20 protein-coding genes are annotated in these 18894 nt (G+C 64.8%); 10 read left to right on the top strand and 10 right to left on the bottom strand.

Annotated elements, in window-relative coordinates:
- Positions 1-25: 25 nt before the first annotated feature.
- Positions 26-877 carry an alpha/beta fold hydrolase gene (locus tag XI04_RS26625; protein WP_028142256.1) on the top strand — a complete coding sequence of 284 codons (852 nt, stop codon included), beginning with the start codon at positions 26-28 and terminating at the stop codon, positions 875-877.
- A gap of 95 nt (positions 878-972) precedes the next feature.
- A complete protein-coding gene (locus XI04_RS26620) occupies positions 973-1341 on the top strand; it encodes a rhodanese-like domain-containing protein (RefSeq protein WP_028142255.1) in 369 nt (122 codons plus the stop codon).
- Positions 1342-1412: 71 nt separating this feature from the next.
- Here the strand turns inward: XI04_RS26620 and XI04_RS26615 are convergent, their stop codons facing one another.
- Positions 1413-2375: a helix-turn-helix domain-containing protein gene (locus XI04_RS26615; protein WP_271608386.1), complete on the bottom strand. Its 963-nt coding sequence runs from the start codon at positions 2373-2375 to the stop codon at positions 1413-1415.
- 241 nt (positions 2376-2616) lie between these two features.
- On the opposite strand from XI04_RS26615, the gene XI04_RS26610 reads away from it, so the two are divergent.
- The 5 genes from XI04_RS26610 to XI04_RS26590 all read left to right on the top strand — a co-directional run bounded on the left by XI04_RS26610 (position 2617) and on the right by XI04_RS26590 (position 9424).
- On the top strand, positions 2617-3588 hold the full coding sequence (locus tag XI04_RS26610; RefSeq protein WP_271608385.1) for an ABC transporter permease: 972 nt from the start codon (positions 2617-2619) through the stop codon (positions 3586-3588).
- Between the two features lie 40 nt (positions 3589-3628).
- A complete protein-coding gene (locus XI04_RS26605; protein ID WP_028142252.1) occupies positions 3629-4645 on the top strand; it encodes a sugar ABC transporter substrate-binding protein in 1017 nt (338 codons plus the stop codon).
- Between the two features lie 77 nt (positions 4646-4722).
- A complete protein-coding gene (locus XI04_RS26600; protein ID WP_271623802.1) occupies positions 4723-6840 on the top strand; it encodes an ABC transporter permease in 2118 nt (705 codons plus the stop codon).
- Entirely contained in the window at positions 6837-7931 is a 1095-nt protein-coding gene (locus tag XI04_RS26595; RefSeq protein WP_271608383.1) for a hypothetical protein, read from the top strand. The genes XI04_RS26600 and XI04_RS26595 overlap by 4 nt, the downstream gene beginning before the upstream one ends.
- On the top strand, positions 7928-9424 hold the full coding sequence (locus XI04_RS26590) for a sugar ABC transporter ATP-binding protein (RefSeq protein WP_271608382.1): 1497 nt from the start codon (positions 7928-7930) through the stop codon (positions 9422-9424). The genes XI04_RS26595 and XI04_RS26590 overlap by 4 nt, the downstream gene beginning before the upstream one ends.
- Positions 9425-9468: 44 nt before the next feature.
- Here XI04_RS26590 and XI04_RS26585 read toward each other — a convergent pair whose 3' ends face one another.
- Positions 9469-9693: a hypothetical protein gene (locus tag XI04_RS26585; RefSeq protein ID WP_240536433.1), complete on the bottom strand. Its 225-nt coding sequence runs from the start codon at positions 9691-9693 to the stop codon at positions 9469-9471.
- A gap of 452 nt (positions 9694-10145) precedes the next feature.
- Between XI04_RS26585 and XI04_RS26580 the strand changes: the two genes are divergently transcribed.
- Positions 10146-10421, top strand: a complete 276-nt coding sequence (locus XI04_RS26580) for a hypothetical protein (protein WP_028142247.1) — start codon at positions 10146-10148, stop codon at positions 10419-10421.
- A 12-nt stretch (positions 10422-10433) separates the two neighbouring features.
- Here XI04_RS26580 and XI04_RS26575 read toward each other — a convergent pair whose 3' ends face one another.
- On the bottom strand, positions 10434-11228 hold the full coding sequence (locus tag XI04_RS26575) for an adenylate/guanylate cyclase domain-containing protein (RefSeq protein ID WP_028142246.1): 795 nt from the start codon (positions 11226-11228) through the stop codon (positions 10434-10436).
- A 239-nt stretch (positions 11229-11467) separates the two neighbouring features.
- Here XI04_RS26575 and XI04_RS26570 point away from each other — a divergent pair, with 239 nt between their 5' ends.
- Positions 11468-11647: a hypothetical protein gene (locus XI04_RS26570; RefSeq protein WP_038949715.1), complete on the top strand. Its 180-nt coding sequence runs from the start codon at positions 11468-11470 to the stop codon at positions 11645-11647.
- Between the two features lie 146 nt (positions 11648-11793).
- Here XI04_RS26570 and XI04_RS26565 read toward each other — a convergent pair whose 3' ends face one another.
- The 7 genes from XI04_RS26565 to XI04_RS26535 form a co-directional block, all read right to left on the bottom strand.
- Entirely contained in the window at positions 11794-12987 is a 1194-nt protein-coding gene (locus XI04_RS26565; RefSeq protein WP_271608381.1) for an adenylate/guanylate cyclase domain-containing protein, read from the bottom strand.
- 114 nt (positions 12988-13101) lie between these two features.
- Positions 13102-13686, bottom strand: coding sequence for a HutD/Ves family protein (locus XI04_RS26560; protein ID WP_038949720.1), 585 nt, complete (start codon positions 13684-13686; stop codon positions 13102-13104).
- The gene (locus XI04_RS26555) at positions 13661-14509 is read right to left on the bottom strand and encodes an alpha/beta fold hydrolase (RefSeq protein ID WP_271608380.1); all 849 of its coding nucleotides are present in this window, start codon (positions 14507-14509) and stop codon (positions 13661-13663) included. The genes XI04_RS26560 and XI04_RS26555 overlap by 26 nt, the downstream gene beginning before the upstream one ends.
- A 104-nt stretch (positions 14510-14613) precedes the next feature.
- Entirely contained in the window at positions 14614-15183 is a 570-nt protein-coding gene (locus XI04_RS26550; RefSeq protein WP_028142242.1) for a DUF2087 domain-containing protein, read from the bottom strand.
- A 251-nt stretch (positions 15184-15434) separates the two neighbouring features.
- Positions 15435-16280, bottom strand: a complete 846-nt coding sequence (locus tag XI04_RS26545; RefSeq protein ID WP_271608378.1) for an SDR family NAD(P)-dependent oxidoreductase — start codon at positions 16278-16280, stop codon at positions 15435-15437.
- A 9-nt stretch (positions 16281-16289) separates the two neighbouring features.
- Positions 16290-16841 (bottom strand): carboxymuconolactone decarboxylase family protein, encoded by a 552-nt coding sequence (locus tag XI04_RS26540; protein WP_271608377.1) that lies wholly within the window; start codon positions 16839-16841, stop codon positions 16290-16292.
- On the bottom strand, positions 16819-17514 hold the full coding sequence (locus XI04_RS26535; RefSeq protein ID WP_028142239.1) for a TetR/AcrR family transcriptional regulator: 696 nt from the start codon (positions 17512-17514) through the stop codon (positions 16819-16821). The genes XI04_RS26540 and XI04_RS26535 overlap by 23 nt, the downstream gene beginning before the upstream one ends.
- A gap of 167 nt (positions 17515-17681) precedes the next feature.
- Here XI04_RS26535 and XI04_RS26530 point away from each other — a divergent pair, with 167 nt between their 5' ends.
- Positions 17682-18893, top strand: a complete 1212-nt coding sequence (locus XI04_RS26530; protein WP_038949726.1) for an ABC transporter substrate-binding protein — start codon at positions 17682-17684, stop codon at positions 18891-18893.
- Position 18894 lies beyond the last annotated feature (1 nt).

The raw sequence follows: 18894 nt of genomic DNA, 5'->3' as shown, positions 1-18894 counted from the left end.
CCCCCTCGAAACTTGGAGAGATCGGATGCTTGACGTGAGCGAAGCCGGGCCGAGTTTGCTCAAATTATCGGAGAGGCTCAGTGTGCGTTTTCACAAGACCGGCAGCGGGCCTCCGCTACTCCTCGTCCATACGATCCGGACGCAGCTCGAGTATTTCCGCAGCCTCGCGCCTCTCCTCGCCCGGTCGCACACGGTGTACGCCATCGATCTGCCCGGCCACGGACACTCACCGATCGATCCGGGCGCGAGCTTCAACGAGCCCTATTTCAGGCAGGCGGTCATCCGCTTCATTGAGGCGCTAGACCTCTCGGATATAACGCTCGTCGGCGAGTCGATCGGGGGCGCATTGGTCCTCACGGTGGCGGCCTCCCTCCCACACCGCGTAAAGCGGGTCTATGCAATCAACCCCTACGACTACGAAACTCGCTATGGGGACGGAATTCGACGGGGCAATTGGCTCGCGAACTTCATTATCGGAAGTCTGCAGATCCCGGTGCTCGGGGCGATCAACGCGTCGCTCGAAAACAAGATCGTTCTCGGCAAGATCATGGGTGGTGGATACCACGACCCGCGCAAGCTGCCGGCCGATCTGCTCGCCGAGTTCGACAAGGTGGCCCACCGCCCGGGATACAAGCGGGCCGCACGCAAGGTGTTGGCGGGCTGGCGATCCTGGAGCACGGCCCGCGACTACTATCGGCAGATCTCGGCGCCGGTGACGCTCATCTATGGCGACAGCGATTGGTCTCGGCCCGACGAGCGCGAGCGCACACGGTCTCTCATTCCCAACTCGCAGGTGGTGACGCTCAGGAATACCGGCCACTTCTCGGCTGTCGAGAATCCGTCGGAGCTGGCTCGGGCGATATTGGCCGCGGAATGAGTGCATGATCAAGCAGAGCACGCTCCTCCAACAGAAGGAGGCGAAGTGCGGCCAATATGCTATCCTCCCCCCTAGGCCACCAACGGAGACAACCCATGCCAACCAGCGTCAAGCAAATGCTCGAAGCCGCCAACGCGGCGGTGCCCAAGATTACGTCGGAACAGGCCACTGACATGATCAAGAGCGGCAACACGCTGGTCGTCGACGTTCGCGATGCGCCGGAGGTGGCGGCCAGTGGCAAGATCGCAGGGGCCGTGAATGTCTCGCGGGGGATGCTGGAGTTTCGCGCGGATCCGGAGTTGCCTTCCCACGACAAGGCGTTCGACAAGAGCAAGAGCGTCATTCTCTACTGCGCGTCCGGCGGCCGGTCGGCGCTGGCCGGCAAGTTGCTGAAGGATTTGGGCTACGAGAAGGTCTACAACCTCGGCGGCTTCAAGGACTGGACGGGCGCCGTCGAGAAATAGGACGCGCGGGCCGGTCTGCAGGGGCTCGTTGCCGCCGAACGCCATCGCCGGCGGCTCGGCGCGCGATCCTCCTATTCGATCGACGTCATCTGCCGCCGGCGCAGCTCGGACGGGCTGTGGCCGAACTTCCTGCGAAACACCGTGCTGAAGTGCGACGAGCTGCTGAAGCCGAGGCGATAGGCGATCTCGGTCACCGACAGCGCGCGCAGCTCCGGGCGCATCAGCGCGTCGTAGCAACGCTGCAGGCGGCGGTTCAGGATCCATTCGGACACCGACATCTCGGTCGAACGAAACAGGTAATGCAGATGCCGGAGCGAGACGCCGTTGTTCCTGGCAATCTTCTCCAGCGACAGATCCGGATCGGTCAGATGCTCCTCGATCCAGCCCTTGACCGAGCGCAGGCGCGCGTTCCGCGCCGTCGCGTCTTCCGAGAACTCGTCCTTGTCGCCCATGTCCAGCGCGAGCGCCAGCACGTCCATCAACTCATGACCAAGCCGGGTTCGCGCCGTCTCCTCCAGGCTCGAGGCCTCCGATGCCAGCAGCGCGCAGAATTCGGCGGCGATCCGGCCCAGACCCCGCCCCGTCGCAATTGTCGCCGCCGACGGCATCTTTCCTTCGGCGAAGCGCGATGAAAATTCCTTGCGCGGAATCTCCAGATACAATGACCGGAATTGGTTCGAGCATTCGAGATCGTAGGCGTCGGAGGCCGAGAAGATCGCACCAACGCCCGGGCTGGTCACCAGGGTCTGGCCGGCCTGGAGCACGTCCATGCTGCCCTGTTGCAGAAACTGGACGTAGTAACAATCCTTGTCGAGCTTTGCGATGTGCCGGTCGCGCCGCGATATCCGCTGCTCCGACAGGAAGACGTCGCTCATCGTGACCGAGCCAAATTGCGCCTCGCGGATAAAGCCCTGGTAGTCGGCCGGCTTTACCGCGTTCACGTCGACATGAACATAGTGGTCGCAGATCGCATCTTGCCAAGCTGCGAAGCGCTTGGCGGGGTCTAGCTCCTCGGTCGTAAACACGAGATCCATGGTGGCCCGTTGCAGCGAGGTCTGGCTGTGCAGCGCACAAAAGCTGCCGGCCGATCTTAGGTTCCTGTCAGCTTCGCGCAAGACTCTTTGCGCGCCAACGCAAAAGGTTTGCGCGTTCAAGCAAGCCGCCTTGAGGCTCCTCGCTTATCAAGCGCAAAACAAATCTTGGGACGGGGGGAGGCAAGCGCGCGCCGAGACGGCGATCCCGCGCGCGCGATGCCGATCCCAGGGATGGCAAGCGATGAAGCGCGTTCGGATCAGCCAACAGGAGATCGTGTTTGCGGTCTTCGCTGCACTTTTCCTGACCTTCTCGGTCTTCCTCAGCGGCTTTCTCTCCGCCGACAACATGCTGACATTGCTGCAGAACGTGGCGGTGCTCGGCATCCTTGGCCTCGCCATGGCAATCGTCGTGATCGGCCGCGGCATCGACCTGTCGCTGATCGCCGCACTCGCGGTCCCCGGCGGCCTCGTGCTGCAGATGGTGCAGAATGGGCATTCGCTGCCGGCCTCGCTGCTCACCGCCGGCCTGCTGTCGATCGCGATCGGGCTCGTCAACGGCTGGCTCATCGCCTATGCGGAAGTGCCGCCCTTGTTCGCGACGCTGGCGACCGGCCTGTTCGTCGCCGGTCTCGGCCAGGCCGCCCTCTTCCAGCTCGACGTCGTGCAATGGAGCGACGGCATGGCCGGGTTCGAGCGGCTCGGCCAGGGCAGCATCCTCGGCATCCCCACCTCGATCGTCATGTTCGCGATCGCCTGCGTCGTGGTTTTCATCCTGCTGCGCAAGACGCGCTGGGGCGCCTACATCTACGCGATCGGCGACAACCCGTTCGCCGCGCGCGTCACCGGCATCCCGTCGCGGCCCATCATCGTGCTGCAATACGTCCTTGCGGCGCTGATCGGCTGCTTTGCCGGCCTCGTGCTGGCGGCGTCCGTCAACTCCATGCCGACCCGGATCTTCAATTCGACGCTGATCTACGACGTCATCCTTGTCGTCGTGCTCGGGGGCATCGGCCTGTCGGGCGGACGCGGCGGGGTCGTCAACGTCATCATCGGCACGCTCCTGATCGGAACGATGCTGAACGGAATGACGATCCTCAACGTCCCCTATGCCGGTCAGAACCTCATCAAGGGCCTCGTGCTCCTGGTCGCGGTCATCACGGACACGCTGCTCAACCCACGAAACGAAGAAACGGCCCAACAGGGCGACATCTGATCTGCCTGAAAAAAACGCGTATCCAACAAGGAGGAAGACAATGGCCTGCGTTCATAAATTCGCGCTTGGAAGCATCGCCGCATTGGCGCTTTCAGCCGGCGCCGCTCCGGCCCTTGCCCAGCAGGGCCTCGACGAGCCGTTCCAGAAGCCATTCCGGGAAGCGCTCGCCGGCAAGACGGTCGCCTACGTGCCGGTGGCGATGAACTTCGACCTGACCGAAGGCTGGTACGCCGGCCTCAAGAAGGAGCTCGAGCCGTTCGGCGTCAAGTTCGTGATTCGCGATCCCAACTGGAATACGAACGCCGGCGCGCAAGCCGTCACCTCGCTGATCTCGGAGAAGCCGGCGGTGATGGTGATCCACAATCCCGACGTCCAGACCTACGCCAAGCTGCTGCAGCGCGCCGAGAACGAAGGCATCTACGTCATCCAGATCAACATGGGCTCGGCCTATCGCAGCTCGGCCTTCGTCGGTGCCAACTGGATCGAGATCGGCGAGCGCCAGACCGAAGGCGTGGTGAAGGCCTGCCAGGGCAAATCGAACAAGATCGCCATCATCCAGGGCGCGCTCTCGGCGGCGGCCAGCGCCTACACGCTCAAGGGCGTCGAGAACATCCTCGCCAAGCATCCCGAGATCAAGGTCGTCTCCAGCCAGGCCGCCGATTGGGATGCCGCCAAGGCCAAGGCGATCACCCAGACGGTGCTGAAGCAGAATCCCGATCTCTGCGGCATCGTCGGCTTCTGGGACGGCATGGACATCGGCACCGCCGCCGCGATCAAGGAAGCCGGCCTGACCGGCAAGGTGTTCCTGGCGACCTCAGGCGGCGGCGAGCGCAAGGGGGCGTGCGAGCTCGTGAAGAACGGCTCGTTCGATCTCAACATGAGCTACGACGTCCCGACGCAGGCCGCGCAGATGGCCGGCACGATCAAATGGCTGTTGTCGTCGGGCGCCAAGCCGGGTTCGGTCAAGGGGTCCGAATACACAACGCTGATCCCGATCACGAAAGAAAACGCCGACACCCAGACGGCGTGCTGGAATCTCTCCGATCTCAAGAAGTGATCGCACACTAAAGCTGCGCGTTCCGTCGCTCCGGGTGCGGAACGCGCAACCTTGCTCATGGAATCAGCGGAAGGCAGATGCGCGAGACACTGACGAGGCTCCGATATCGCTACTGGCCGGACCATCTCCTCGGCGAGATCCTGTCCAAACGCTGGACCGAAACCGCCATCCCGGTGATCCTGCTGCTGATCGTCGGCTTCGCGCTCAGCCGCTCGCTCGAGCATTTCCTGTCCCCATCGAGCCTCGCCGACACGGCACGGCAGGCCGGCGAAATCGGCTTCATCGGTCTCGGCATGGCGCTGGTCGTCATCGTCGGCGGCATTGATCTCTCGGTCGGCTCGATCTTCGCCCTGACGGATTTCTGCGCGCTCTATCTGCTCGACGTGCTCAACTGGCCTGTCCCCGCCGTGGTGGTCGTCACCATGATCGTCGGCGGGCTGCTCGGCGCCGTCAACGGCGTGCTGATCGGCTATCTCAGGCTGCGCGCCTTCATCACCACGCTGATCACGCTGATCATCTATCGCTCGGCCTACGATCTGCTGATCCAGCGCTATTCCAACGCCATCGCGTCGGCTTTCCCGGACATTCCGTCCTGGGATTTCATCGGCGGCGGCAGCGTTTTCGGCATTCCCAGCGTCGCGCTGGTCTACATCGTCATCGCGATCTTCGGCCACGTCTTCCTGACGCGGCTGCGGCCGGGCTGGCACATCACCGCGATCGGCGGCTCGCGGCGCTCGGCCTACAATTCCGGCATTCCGGTCCGCCGCACCATCGCGCTCTGCTACGTCGCGAGCGGCGTGCTCACCAGCATCGGCGCGCTGTTCTTCGCGGCCCGGCTCGGCACGGTCGGCGGCGATATCGGCGTCGGTCTCGAGGTGATCGTGCTGACGGCAACCGTGCTCGGCGGCATCACGCTCGGCGGCGGCAAGGGGTCGGTCGTCAAATCCATGGTCGGCGTGCTCGTCGTCCTGCTCGTCACCAACGGCCTGACCGCCATGAATGCGCGCGGCGGCGTCAACCGCATGGCGCTGGCAACGATCCTGCTGGCGGCGGCGATGGTCGACATCCGTTGGCAGAAGAATCGCACCCGCATCATCAGCAAGGTCTATGTCGCCCCGACCTATCACGCGCTGCCGCCACCGCCGCCGACCGAGATCGGCAGCGGTGGGCCGTTCGAGCAGAACGACAAGCTGCGTGACGTCTCGCTGATCGGGCTCGGCCGGATCGAGGCGCCAGAGGACGTCATTCTCGACCGCAACGACGTGCTCTACGCGGGATCGCGGCACGGCGACATCATCCGCTTCTTCCCGCCGGACTACGAGCGGATGGAAGTGTTCGCACATATCGGCGGCCAGCCGCTCGGCATGGCGTTCGACAAAGAGGACAACCTTTATGTCTGCATCGGCGGCATGGGCCTCTATCGCATCAAGCCGGACGGCACCGTGGAGAAAGCCACCGACGAGACCAACCGCAGCATCTACTCCGTGAACGACGACAGCCGTCTCCGGCTTGCCGATGATCTCGACATCACAGACGACGGGTTGATCTTCTTCTCCGAAGCCACCGTCCGCTACGAGATGGACGAATGGCCAGTCGACGGGCTGGAAGCGCGCGGCAACGGCCGCATCATCTGCTACGACACCAAGACCGGCACCACCCACACCGCGCTACGTGGCCTCAAATTCCCGAACGGCGTCGCAGTCGCCAGCGACGGGCAATCCATCCTGTTCGCGGAAACGTTCGGTTGCTCGATCAAGCGCTATTGGTTCGCAGGTCCCAAGAAGGGCGACGTCGAGACCGTCATGGACAATCTGCCGGGCTATCCCGACAACATCAACCTTGCCTCGGACGGCAATTACTGGCTGGCGCTGGTCGGCATGCGCAGTCCGTCACTGGATCTCGCCTGGAAGATGCCGGGCTTCCGCCGGCGCATGGCCAAGCGCGTGCCGGTCGACGAATGGCTGTTTCCGAACATTAACACCGGCTGCGTCGTCAAGTTCAACGAGCAGGGCAAGATCCTGGAATCGTTCTGGGACCTCAAGGGCCTCAACCACCCCATGATCACCTCGATGCGGGAGCATCGCGGCTATCTCTATCTCGGCGGCATCGCCAACAACCGGATCGGCCGCTTCAAGCTCGACAATGCCGATCCCGACTTCGTTCAGTACGACAAGCGCTGGGGGAAGCCGTCGTGATGGTCGCTATCAGAGAATTCGCCAACCGCTTCCTCGGCCGCGGCGAGGCGGCTATCACCGTGCCGTCGTTCGACGGGGCGTTGAAGCCCAACCAGGCGCTCGAGCAGGCGGAGATCCTGCTCGAATGCGACGCGCCGGAGGATCTCGCCCCGGACGGCACCTCGCTGCTCATCGCCGATGGCGCGCGGCTGACGCGTTTGACCGGAAACTCTACAACGACGGTTCGCAGCTTCGAGCAGCCGATCTCCGCGCTGGCGTCCTTGCCCGGTGGTGGCCTTGCCGTCGCGCTCGGCGGCATGGAGGTCCGGCTCTACGACAACGCCACGGCCGAGACACCCAGGGCCGCCTTTACGCAGGGGCTGCACGCCGTCAATGCGCTGGCGCCCGCGGCCGACGGGACGTTGATCGCAACCGATGGATCGTCGTTGCACGATGTCGGCGACTGGGCGCGCGATCTGATGGAGCTCGGCAGGACCGGCCGGCTGCTGCGGCTCGATCCGAAGACGGGCGCGATCAGCGAGCTTGCCGGCGGATTGGGCTACGCTTTCGGCGCCATCACAAGCAACGGCGCCGTACTCGTCAGCGAAAGCTGGCGGCATCGCCTGGTCTCGATCGCACTGGACGGAAGCCGCAAGGATCTGCTGCGTCACCTCCCCGTCTACCCGTCCCGGCTTTCGCCGGCGAGCGGCGGCGGCTTCTGGCTCACCGCGTTCACCGCGCGCACCCAGCTGGTCGAGTTCGTGCTCCGCGAGCCCGCCTATCGCCGCCGCATGATCGCGGAGATCGACCCGGAGTTCTGGGTGGCGCCGCGTCTGCGCTCGGGCCACTCCTTCAAGGAGCCGCTGCAGGGCGCCCACATCAAGACCATGGGCGTGATGAAGCCCTGGGCGCCGCCGCGGTCGTATGGTCTCGTCATCCGGCTCGGAGCCGACGGCTTTCCACGCTACTCGCTCCACAGCCGGGCCGACGGCGTCAACCACGGCATCGTGTCCGCCGTCGAAGTCGGCAACGACCTCGTGATGATTGCCAAGGGCCCCGGGCGCGTCATCAAGCTGCCGCTGGCATCCCTCGGCGAGGAGGCCCGCGCATGAACGACCTCGTCCTGTCGCTGTCGAAGGCGACCAAGCTCTACGCCGGCGTGCCCGCCATCGACGGCGTCGATTTCGAGCTTCGGCGCGGCGAAATCCACGCCCTCGTCGGCGAAAACGGCGCGGGAAAATCGACGCTGACCAAGGTCATGGCCGGCGTCGTGACGCTGACGTCCGGCGGCATGATTGTCGACGGCGTCGACGTCACTCCGAGGACTCCGCTGGAGGCGCGCAACCTCGGCATCGCCATGGTGTTCCAGGAGAACAGCCTGGTGCCGACGATGACGGTGGCGCAGAACCTGTTTCTCGGTCAGGAGAAGTTCTACAATCGCCTGCGCGGCATCTACATCGCGGCCCAGCAATTCCTGCAATCGCTCAACTTCGACGTGACGCCCACCGCGACGGTCGGCGGATTAGGAGCGGCCAAGAAGCAGATGGTCGAGATCGCACGTGCGGTCCTGCACAAGGCCAAGGTGATCATCTTCGACGAGCCGACAGCGACGCTGACGCCGGAGGAGAAGAAGTACTTCTTCGACCTGGTCAAGGACCTGAAGAAGCGCGGGGTCTCCATCATCTTCATCTCGCATGCCCTTGAAGAGGCGCTGCTGCTCGCCGACCGCATCACGGTGCTGCGCGACGGCAGGCATGTCGTGACCGACGACGCCTCCCGCTTCGACCGGGCGCGCATCGTCCAGGCGATGGTGGGGCGGGATCTCTCCAACACGCTCTATGGCGCGCGCAAGGCGACGGTCCGCGCCTCGGGCAAGCGGGTGCTGACGGTGCAGAACCTGAAGATGGCGCCGATGGTGAAGAATAATTCGCTGTCGGTGTTTGCAGGCCAGATCACCGGCGTCTTCGGTCTTGTCGGCGCGGGACGCACCGAGACGTTCAAGATCGTCGCAGGCATCATGAAGCGCGACTTCTTCCACGGCGGCGAGGTGATCCTCGAGGACAAGCCGGTACGCTACCGCGTCCCCGCCCCGGCGGTGCAGGCCGGCATCGCCTACGTGACGGAAGACCGCAAGGTCGAAGGATTTTTCGAGACCGCATCCATTGCGCGCAACATCTATCTCGGCCTGCTCGCCAAGTTTCCCAAGGGACGCGCCTGGCTGTCACGACGCGAAAGCACGGCGACCGGAAAGTCCTGGATCAAACGGCTCAAGGTGCGCGCCATCGGCGACGAGGCCAAGGTCGTCGAATTGTCCGGCGGCAACCAGCAGAAGGTCGTGATCGCCAAATCGCTGATTCAGGATCCGGACCTGATCATATTCGACGAACCGACGCGGGGCGTCGATGTCGGAGCCATCGTCGAGATTCACGAGCTGATCAATTCGCTGGCCGACAAGGGCAAGGCGGTGGTCGTGATCTCCTCCTACCTGCCCGAGATCATGGCGCTGTCGGACCGCATCCTGGTTTGCAGGCAAGGCAAGGTCGTCGAGGAGTTTTCCGCGCTGGAGGCGACCGAGGAATCCATCATGTACGCGGCGATCCATTGACGGTTGCCCTTCCGCCACGTCGCTGCACAATCAACGCGGACGGATCAGGCGGAACGCGACATCGAGGCGGGCTGCGCGCTTCGCTCGCCCAGCAGCTTGCCGGTGGTGCTGTTGACGAAGTGCAGCGACATGCAGGCCGGGCACCTCACGGACACATAGCTGTCCGCCGGCTCGGAACTCTCGGGCCGCTCGTCATCGATCCGATGCTGGACGTTTATGCCGGTGCGCGGGCACCTGAAGAGAATCTGGCGCTGCATGTCGTTATTCATGCGCCCGAACCGCGGCCGGCGAAATTGCGGATGATTCCTTAGGGGCCCTCCCTGTGTTTGAGATGGGTCAATGCAAAGGCCCTGCTCACGCCTATGCTCTGCATGACATCGGCCGCGCTCCTGCTCCGGTGCCGAACGAAGCGGAGCCCGGACTCCTAGGCACTCCGGGCACCGCTTCGCAAGACGGGGACTGACCGACCGCGACCAGGAGCCGGCTCCGGACGAGCGGCTGCGCCGACGGGTTCGATGGAACCAGGGCAAAAGCCGCGGGTTGCAAAAGCCGCGGGTTGAATGCAGCCCTGGACAGAACACGCGATCGGCCTCGGTGCTTCCAAGGAAGCCGGGGCGGATTGACGTCGCCCTTGTCGCCTGACCGGACCGACACGGCCGCACGGTACCCCCGCCGCCGGAAACAGGCCACCATCGGGACCGCCACGATCAGGAGAGCAGCCATGATATCCGCCAACGTCGACGACCTGACCGCAGTGGTACGCTACGCGCTCGAAACCACCCGTGCGACCACGGTCTGCCCTTTCCACGATGAGGTGATCGTTCGCGTCGGCGACGACGCCGCCGAGAGCCACGCCTACGAACGCGCCAAGCGAATCCTCAGGAGCGACGGCACGGCCTTCGAGGCAGACGCTCTCAGGGAAGAGATCGGCCACCAACTCGCCGCCGCCGCGGACGGACGATGCCCCAAATGCGACCGGACCGATCCGAACAGATAGGCCTCAATCCCTTCAATCCTCCACCCGAAACAGCCGCCACCGCTCCGGCACGCCCTTGAGCTGATGCACGCCGTGATCCCTGAAGCGGATCTCCGACTGCGCCATCAGGTCCTTGACCGCGCTCGAGACCAGGACTTCGCCGGCGCGCGCTTTGGCGGCGACGCGCGTGCCGATGTGAAACGCGAGACCGACCATCTCGCCCCCGCTCACACTGTACTCGCCCGCATGCAGCCCGACCCTGATGTCGAGCCCCAGCGTGCGCACGGCCTTTTGAATCGCGGTCGCGCAGCGGACGCCGGAAGCCGGCGCCTTGAATGTCGCCAGCACGCCGTCGCCGGTCGTCACCACTTCCTTGCCACGCGTACTCTTCAGCTCCTTGCGCACGGCCGCGTAATAGTGGCCCATGACCTTGGTCCAACGCGCATCGCCGAGCTTTGCCGCCTTTTCGGTGGAGCGGACGATATCGACGATCAGGATGGTGGCGAGTGCCTGCTTGAGTTCCGCGCTCCGCTCGGCGGATCGGCGCCGGAGCGCGATCGGCCCGGCCAGCGGCTCGTAGCGGTGGCTGCGGCGCCGGGCGATGGCGGCTTTGGCGTAGTCCTGGGCGCGCTGCGTCGTGCCGCAGCGAACTGTCTTCTCCTGCGGCAATCGCGTCCAGTAGACCCTTCGTCCATCACCGGCGCCCTGCACCTCAACGGCACCCCACTTCAGGAACACCGCCGAGCCGACGCGCCGAACGCACCACGCCTTCGACGTGTAGCCGGATACGTTGGACTGCAGGACTCCGATGCGAAGGAATTTGGGCATGAACGTGCGGCCGATTTGAAGGACCGTTTGGGCGTCTTCGGGGCGGAAGCCTATTCGTACAATCCTGCATCGGCAATAGGGGCTTCCCAAGACTGTCGGCGGCACCTGACACCGGGATCGTGCTGACAGTGCCAAAACGCGAGCCGCCCGTCCATTCGTCGGTCGAGAGTTTTCACTCGTCCAAGCAACGATCAGCCTTCAGACGTGTTCTTCCGACATCAGACACGGTGAGGCGCGCCATGAGCAAGGATGACGGACTGAAGCCTGACGACTTCCCGATCGAGGCCGACAAGGACAAGCTCAGGACACGCAAGGGCGAGCCCGTCGCCTCGGCGGAGTCGGAGCAGATTGCGGACCAGATCGCCGAACGTCTGAACGAGCACGCGCACCAGCAAGAGCAGGATCGTTGGTCCGCGTAGGCGTTACGGGGGTGCCACCCCAGGGCCTGGGCCTGCACCGGGTCTCACAGGTCCGGCGAATGGCGGCCTCGGCTCGACCTCCGCCCCCTGGACGAACCGCAAATAGATGCCGCCGCTGGGAATTCGTCCCGGGTGAGGCAGTCGCCCTACCCGTGATACGCGAACAGCTCGATCGGATCGCTGAAGCCGCGCACCTCGTGCTTGCCGACGTGCTCCAGCTCGAACTTCCGCTCCACCAGCTCCGCAAAGTCGCGTGACAGCAGCACCGTTCGACCGAGCTGCTTGGTAAGGGCTTCGAGGCGGGAGGCCATGTTGACGGCGGGACCGATCACGGTGAAGTCGAGCCGGCTGGTCGAGCCGATATTGCCGTACATGACATCGCCGACATGGACGCCAATACCGTAATTCAACGGCGCGCGGCTGGTCGCATTGTTCCGCTCGTTCAGCGCGGTCATGGCCTGACGAGCCTCGGTCACGGCGTGGAGCAGGTTCGCGCAGGCATCGGGCTCTTGAAGCGGGAAGATGGCGAGCAGGCCGTCGCCGATGAACTTCAGGATCTCGCCGCCGTGCCGCGCGATCGGCTCGGACATCGCGTCGAAATAATCGTTGAGCAGATCGATGACGTCGTCGCGCGGCCAATTGTCGGAGATCTTGGTGAAATCCCTGAGGTCACAGATCATGATCGCGGCGCGCACCGTCGTGCCGCTGCCGCGCCTGGTGGCGCCGGCGAGGATCAGCTGGCCGGCATGGGAGCCGACATAGGTCTCCAGCAGCGTGCGCGCCAGCCGGTTCTTGATGCGGATCTCACTGACCAGCGCCAGCACCGGCAGGAGCTTCTTGAGCGCGGCGACATGCGAATCCTCGAAGCCGCCCGGACGGTCGGTCGCGAAGGTGATGAGATGCCGCTTGCCGAGCGTGTGGTAGAGCGGCCAGGCCACATAGTCGGTCAGGCCCATTTCGCGCATCTCGTCGTACAGGGCGTGCTTGCGGCCGAGCGAGGGATCGCGTTCGAGATTCTCGCGCACCTCGCTCGCGCCGTCCTGCATTTCATTGGCGGGGCTGCCGATGAATTCCGACCGCTCGCGGACGTCATAATCCACCCGCGCGATCTCCGCCTCGCGCATGCCGTCGGACCACATGAACCGGGCGCCAAGCCATTGCGGATGGTGGATCAGGACATGGAGCGTCGACCGCTTCAGCGGAATGCCCGCCTGCTGCAGACGGATGCACATGTCGGCGAAGATATTGTCGATGAAGCGCTCGTCGCGCGTGCCGTTGGTCAGCCAGTCGACGACACCGTCGGCCTGCGTGGCGGGGGCGTGATTGTCTTGCGCGGTCATATCCTGCCCTTCACGGCGGTCTGCATCAGGGCAGATATCGTGCCCCGGCTCCGCCGCGTCAACCTAGCCAGTTGCATGGATTGTGCGCATCGGGCTGTCGGGGCTGTCGCCCCCTTAACCGACGATCCGGATCGACCCCAGCACCACCGGACCCGAAACGAGCGCGAGCCTCGATGTCTCGGTCAATTCGATCCTGAGCGTGCCGTTGCCGGGGATGGCAAGATCCTCTCCATCGAGGCGAATGCGGCAATCGCCGTGCGGCGCGTAAACCAGATGCGTGCCGGCATGCAACGGTCGATCGCCGGCTTCCCTGAGCGCTTCGAGCTCGATCTCCACCGCACCGCGCCGCGCCATCAGGTTAACGACCTCGACCGGCCCGGCCTGAAGCTCCGTCACGATCTCGAGCTCGCCGGTGAACCGCACGGTCGTAAAAGGTTCACGCTCGTCGAATTCCTGGCCGGGGGCCTTGAGCACCAGCCCGCGCCCACTAACCACCATCTGCAAGCGGTCGATGCCCGGCATGTGGGAGAAGGGACCGGGCGCCACGATCGGCGTGCTCGCAAAGCGCCAGAGCAGGCTGCTCCAGTCCTTCACCCCAGCGTCAGCGCGATGTGCGTCCGCGATATCGGTGAAGATGCCGCCGCCGTTCTTCCAGGGCGAGCGGGTGTAGTCTTCAGGTCTGAGCAATGTCGTCTTCATGGGGATCCTCGATGCGATGAGGGTGCAGGGAAGCGCGTTCGTGTGCGTCCAGGAACGGCTCGGCCTCCTTGCGCACCACGTTCAGGTGCGTGAACAGCGCCACGTGGCCGCCGTCGGGGAGCGCCAGCAGCTTTACCTGCGGGATCGCCCGGCAGACGTTCTCGGCATGCGAGAACGGCACGACATTGTCGGCGCGGCCGTGAACGATGAGCGCGGGTGCCGAGATCGATCCCTCGGGCAACTCCCCCAGCGCGGCAAACTGCGCGATGTCGTTGACGGTCCCCGGAAGCCGGGCGTGCAGATGCTCGAACACCGTCGACTGCAAGGCGCGGAACAGCGGCCCTGCCTCCGGATGTCCCAAGGTCCGTTCGCGCATGGCGTCATCGGGAATCGCGCGGCGCGCGGCAGCCTGCGGATTCCGTTCACTTCGCCACTTCAGGATGCGGGGCAATCCGGGAAGACGCGCAAGGTGGCGCATCATGCGCAGGCGCGCGGTGATCTCCGGCGGCGTTTGCAGTTTCCCCGTGCAGGCCGATACCAGCACGAGCGAGCGGCAGCGCGAGGGATGCCGTGCGGCGAATTGCAGTGCGGAGGGACCGCCGGCGGAGACCGCGACGACCGCCACGGTCGAAATCCCGAGCGCATCGAGCAGCGCGCCATAGACGTCAGCCTGGTCGTCGGGCGACGCGCCAAGCTCGAGGCGCGAGCCGAGATAGCCCGGGCGGGACACGGCCACCACCCGCTTGTCCCTGAGCGTCGCGGCGAGGGCGCGCGCCAGCAGCCACGACTGGTCGTGGCCGCCCATGCCGCCATGGATGGCCATGATAGCGGGCCCCTCGCCTGCGATTGCGCATTGGACTGTCCCGCGGGAGGTCCGCACCGAGACCGGAGCGGGCCCGGCGAGCGGCAATGCGTCCGGATTTGCGATCATGTCGCGGCTTCCGGTCGTCCGGATGCGCTGGCCTTGAGGTGGCGCAGAAGCGCTGCCGCCTCCGTCGGCGGCCGACGCTCGATCCTGCGATACGCGCGGCCGTCGGCCGTGCGGGAGACCAGGCCGTGATCGCACAGCGCGCGGCGGAGCAAGGCATCATCGGCGAAAGCGTGCTGACGGCTCAACAACGTCTTCACTTGCGCCTCGGCCAGACTGCACCGCGGCGGGAAGCCGGCCCACAACACCCAGAGGCTCAACTGCTGCAGGCTGTGGCGGGCCGGCCAGCGAAGCAGCCTGCCGTGGTCGTCGAAATGGCGCGCGGCGCGCTGCACGCGCTTCAGATCGACCGCATCGACTTGTGGTGCCGGCGTGCCGCGATCGTCCACGGCAGTGCCGACCGCACGCGCGCGGAAATGCTGATAGTTCCTGTGCCCCGTCGCACGTGCAAGAATGTTGAGGAGCTCGACGTGACCGGGCGGCGACGTACGCTCCAGAAGCTGGGCGCGCAGGGATTTCGCGAGCGCGGAAATGTCGCCCGCAACGAATTCAATGGGGGTTCTGGTCATGACCAATCCTCGATGTGCCGTTCCACAGATGGATTGTCGGAGGTCACCGGCTTACGACGCGGCACGAGGTTTGGTGTCGATTCGATTGAGCCTTGCAGGTTTAGCTTCCCTCGCGGGACGGTGACGCCTGGGTGAACTGCAGACCCGGCCGAACTCTTACTATAGACGCCCGGCAAGCTCAAGAGCCCCGCCCACCGGATGGGGCGCGGGTGCACGTGGTGCGCAGCGCAATCCGGACTACGTATCCGCTCTCACATTCCGCTCAGGCCGCTATCGACCGCGAGCGTCTGCGCGGTGACATAGACGCTTTCGTCCGACAGGAAGAACAGCACCGCATAGGCGATCTCCCACGCCGTGGCCTGGCGGCCGAACGGGACGTGGCCCTTGCCGCGATTGGGACGGCCGGCGCCGGCTTCGCGGCCGTTCGGGGTGTCGACGAGGCCGGGATAGACGACGTTGGCGCGGACGCCACGGCGCGAGCCGAGATGAGCGATGTTGCGCATGAGGCCGCCGAGTGCGGCTTTCGATGAATCATACACCGCCATCTGCGATCCCGCCTTCAACGCCGCAATCGAGGAGATGAAGACGACCGAGCCGCCATCGTCGAATTTCGGCAGCGCGGCGCGGCAGCACAGCATGGGACCGCGGACGTTGACGTCGTAGATCCTGTTCCACTCCTCGGGGCTGACGTTATCGAGGCCGGTCTTGCCGAAGGTGCCGATGTTCAGCACCATGCCGTCAAGGCCACCCATGGCGCGATGGGCTTCCTCGACCATGCGCTGGACGTCAGCCTCGGACGTCACGTCGGCCGCGATGGCAAAGCCCTCGCCGCCTTCATCGGTGATATGCTTGACGGTCTGCTGAGCCGAGGCATGGTTGAGGTCAGCCACTGCAACCTTCGCGCCCTCCCGCGCGCATAAAATGCTCATGGCGCGGCCGTTGCCGATCGGATCGGTGGCGGCATCGAACACGCGCTGGCCGCCGCCGACGATCAGGATGCGGCGGCCCTTTAGCCGTCCCCTGCCCGGCGCCTCACCGAGCGATTCCGCGCTCGGCGGACGAACATAGCGCTCCGGCTTGCTGTCGGTTTCCGTCATCGCGACCGCCTACTTCTTGCCGCCGTCATAGACCGTCATGCCGGCTGCGGGATCGAGATCGGTTTCGGTCGCCTCGGTCAGGCGCGCCATCATCATGTAGAAGCCGAGCGCGACGATGGATTCCACGATCTCCTGGTCGCTGAAATGCTTGCGGGCAGCAGCAAAGGTCGCCTCGGGCACGCGGACGTTCTTGACGACCTCGCGCCCGAAGTTCAGCAGCGCGCGTTCGGCCTCGCTCAAGGCAGCCGCGCCGTAGTCGGAACGTTCGACCGCGTCGACCTGCGCTTGCGTGCAGCCGACGCCGAGCGCGATCGGAACATGCTGACGCCATTCATAGGCGCCGCCCTCTAACTGGGCAGCTTGAAGGATCAGGAGCTCGCGGTTGACCGCGCTGAGCTTCTGCTTGTGCAGGATCGAATTGCCGAGCCGCATCGCCGGGATCATGTTGGCCTCGGCATGGGCCATCATGCGAAAGATATTGAGTTTGACCGGCATGCGGTCGAACGAGGCGCGGATATCGCCGCTCGTGGTCTCCGGATCAATCAGGGGCAGCCTTGCCACGCGTTTCTCCCTTAGGCTTTCGTTTCTTGTCGGTGTCCTCGCCTGCCCCGATCAGCGACAGGAAGAAGGCGAGATAGCGGTCGATCGCCTCGATCACCTTCTGCCGCGGCGAGGGCGCGGCGCCCATCACGTAGTGCTCGAGGCGGATGTAGATCAGGCCGGCCGCGAACAGCCGCGCGGTCTCGCGCGGGTCCGGCGTATTGACTAGGCCGGCGAGCGCAAAGCCGCGGAAATAATCCGTCATCATGCTCTGCTCGCGAGCATAGAAATGATCGGCGAACTTGGCGCGGATGCCGGGCACACGGTTACGCTCGGCGGTGATGACCTTCTGAAACTGGTGCTCGCGCGGATCGGACCATTGCTCGACGAGGTCGAGCGCAAACTGGCGGCAGAACGCGGCGGGCTGGCGCGCGAGCTGCTTGTAGCGCGGCTCCTCCAGCCGGCTCGCCGAGCTTGCCGGACCGTGCTCGCTGACGATCGCCTCCAGGATCGCGGCCTTGCCGGTGAAATGATTGTAGAGGCTGCTCTCGCGGATGCCGACGCGGCGCGCGAGCTCCCGCATCGAGGCGCCGCCATAGCCGCTCTGCGCGAACAGGTCGAGCGCTTCGGTGAGGATGCGCTCACGGGTCGTGGGCGCAGCCGCTTCCGCCGCGCTTGTGGTGTGGAGAGCCATGCGACTTGACTAACGAACGATCGTTCGCTAGTCAACCGTACGAACGATCGTTCGTCTCGCCCACTCTGGCGGCAACGCTCGCGGCCCGCAAGCCTGCTTCGGGCGCTGTTCTCGCGTTTCAACTCCGCTCGATCGAGAGGCGGAGAGCAATTTTTGGGAGACGACCCATGGCGCGCTTCGCCCGCCCTCGCCTCACTGCGGCCTGCATCCTGTTGCCGCTGCTCGCGGCCAGTATCGCCTCAGCCCAAACCGCAAAATACGATCCCGGCGCCGACGACAAGACCATCAAGATCGGCACCACCGCGCCGCTGAGCGGCCCGGTCTCGGCCTTCGCGCAGATTGCGAAGTCGGCCGAAGCCTATTTCCGGAAAGTGAACGACGACGGCGGCGTCAACGGACGTCGCATCCAGATGATCATCGCGGACGATGCCTATAGCCCACCCAAGACGGTGGAGCAGACCCGGCGCCTGGTCGAGAGCGAGGAGGTGCTGCTGATCTTCGGCGGCGTCGGCACGCCGACCAACAGCGCCGTGCACAAATATCTCAACGACCGCAAGGTGCCGCAGCTCTTTTTGGGCTCGGGCGCGGCGAAGTGGGACGATCCCAAGAATTTCCCGTGGACCGTCGGCTGGCAGCCGACCTATCGCGACGAAGCGATCGCCTATGCAAAATACATCAAGGCGAGCCGCGCCAATGCGAAGATCGGTGTGCTCTACCAGAACGACGATCTCGGCAAGGATTACCTGAAGGCGCTGGAGGAAGGCCTCGGCAGCGGCGAAGCGATCGTCGCGCGCGCGGCCTATGAGACCTCGGCCCCGACCGTCGACACCCAGATTTTGCAGTTGAAGACCGCGGGTGCCGATGTCGTGCTGGTCGCGGCGACGCCGAAGTTCGCGGCTCAGGCGATCCGCAAGATCGGCGAGATCGGCTGGAAGCCGACGACCATCATCTCCAACGTTTCGGCCTCGATCAGCGGCGTGCTGGAGCCGGCCGGCAAGGACAGTTCCACCGGTGTCATCTCCAGCCAATATCTGAAGGACGCAACCGATCCCGCCAACAAGGATGACCCCGGCTACAAGGAATGGCTGGCGTTCATGGACAAGTACATGCCTGATACCAACAAGAGCGACTGGCTCAACGTCTACGGCTACACCATCGCGCAGACGCTGGTGACGGTGCTGAAGGCCTCCGGCAACGACCTCACCCGTGCCAATGTGATGAAGCAGGCGACCACGATGAAGGACGTGAAGCTGCCGATGCTGATCAACGGCACCGCGGTGAGCAACTCGCCCGAGCGCTTTACGCCGATGACGAGCCTCCAGCTGATCCGTTTCGACGGCACGCGCTGGGTGCCGTTCGGCGATCTCCTGAAGAACTGAC

This window comes from Bradyrhizobium sp. CCBAU 11430 (assembly GCF_028128855.1).
GTDB classification, from domain to species: domain Bacteria; phylum Pseudomonadota; class Alphaproteobacteria; order Rhizobiales; family Xanthobacteraceae; genus Bradyrhizobium; species Bradyrhizobium ottawaense.
Note: the sequence above shows the minus strand (reverse complement) of the source record. Positions and strands in the feature narration are given on the sequence as shown.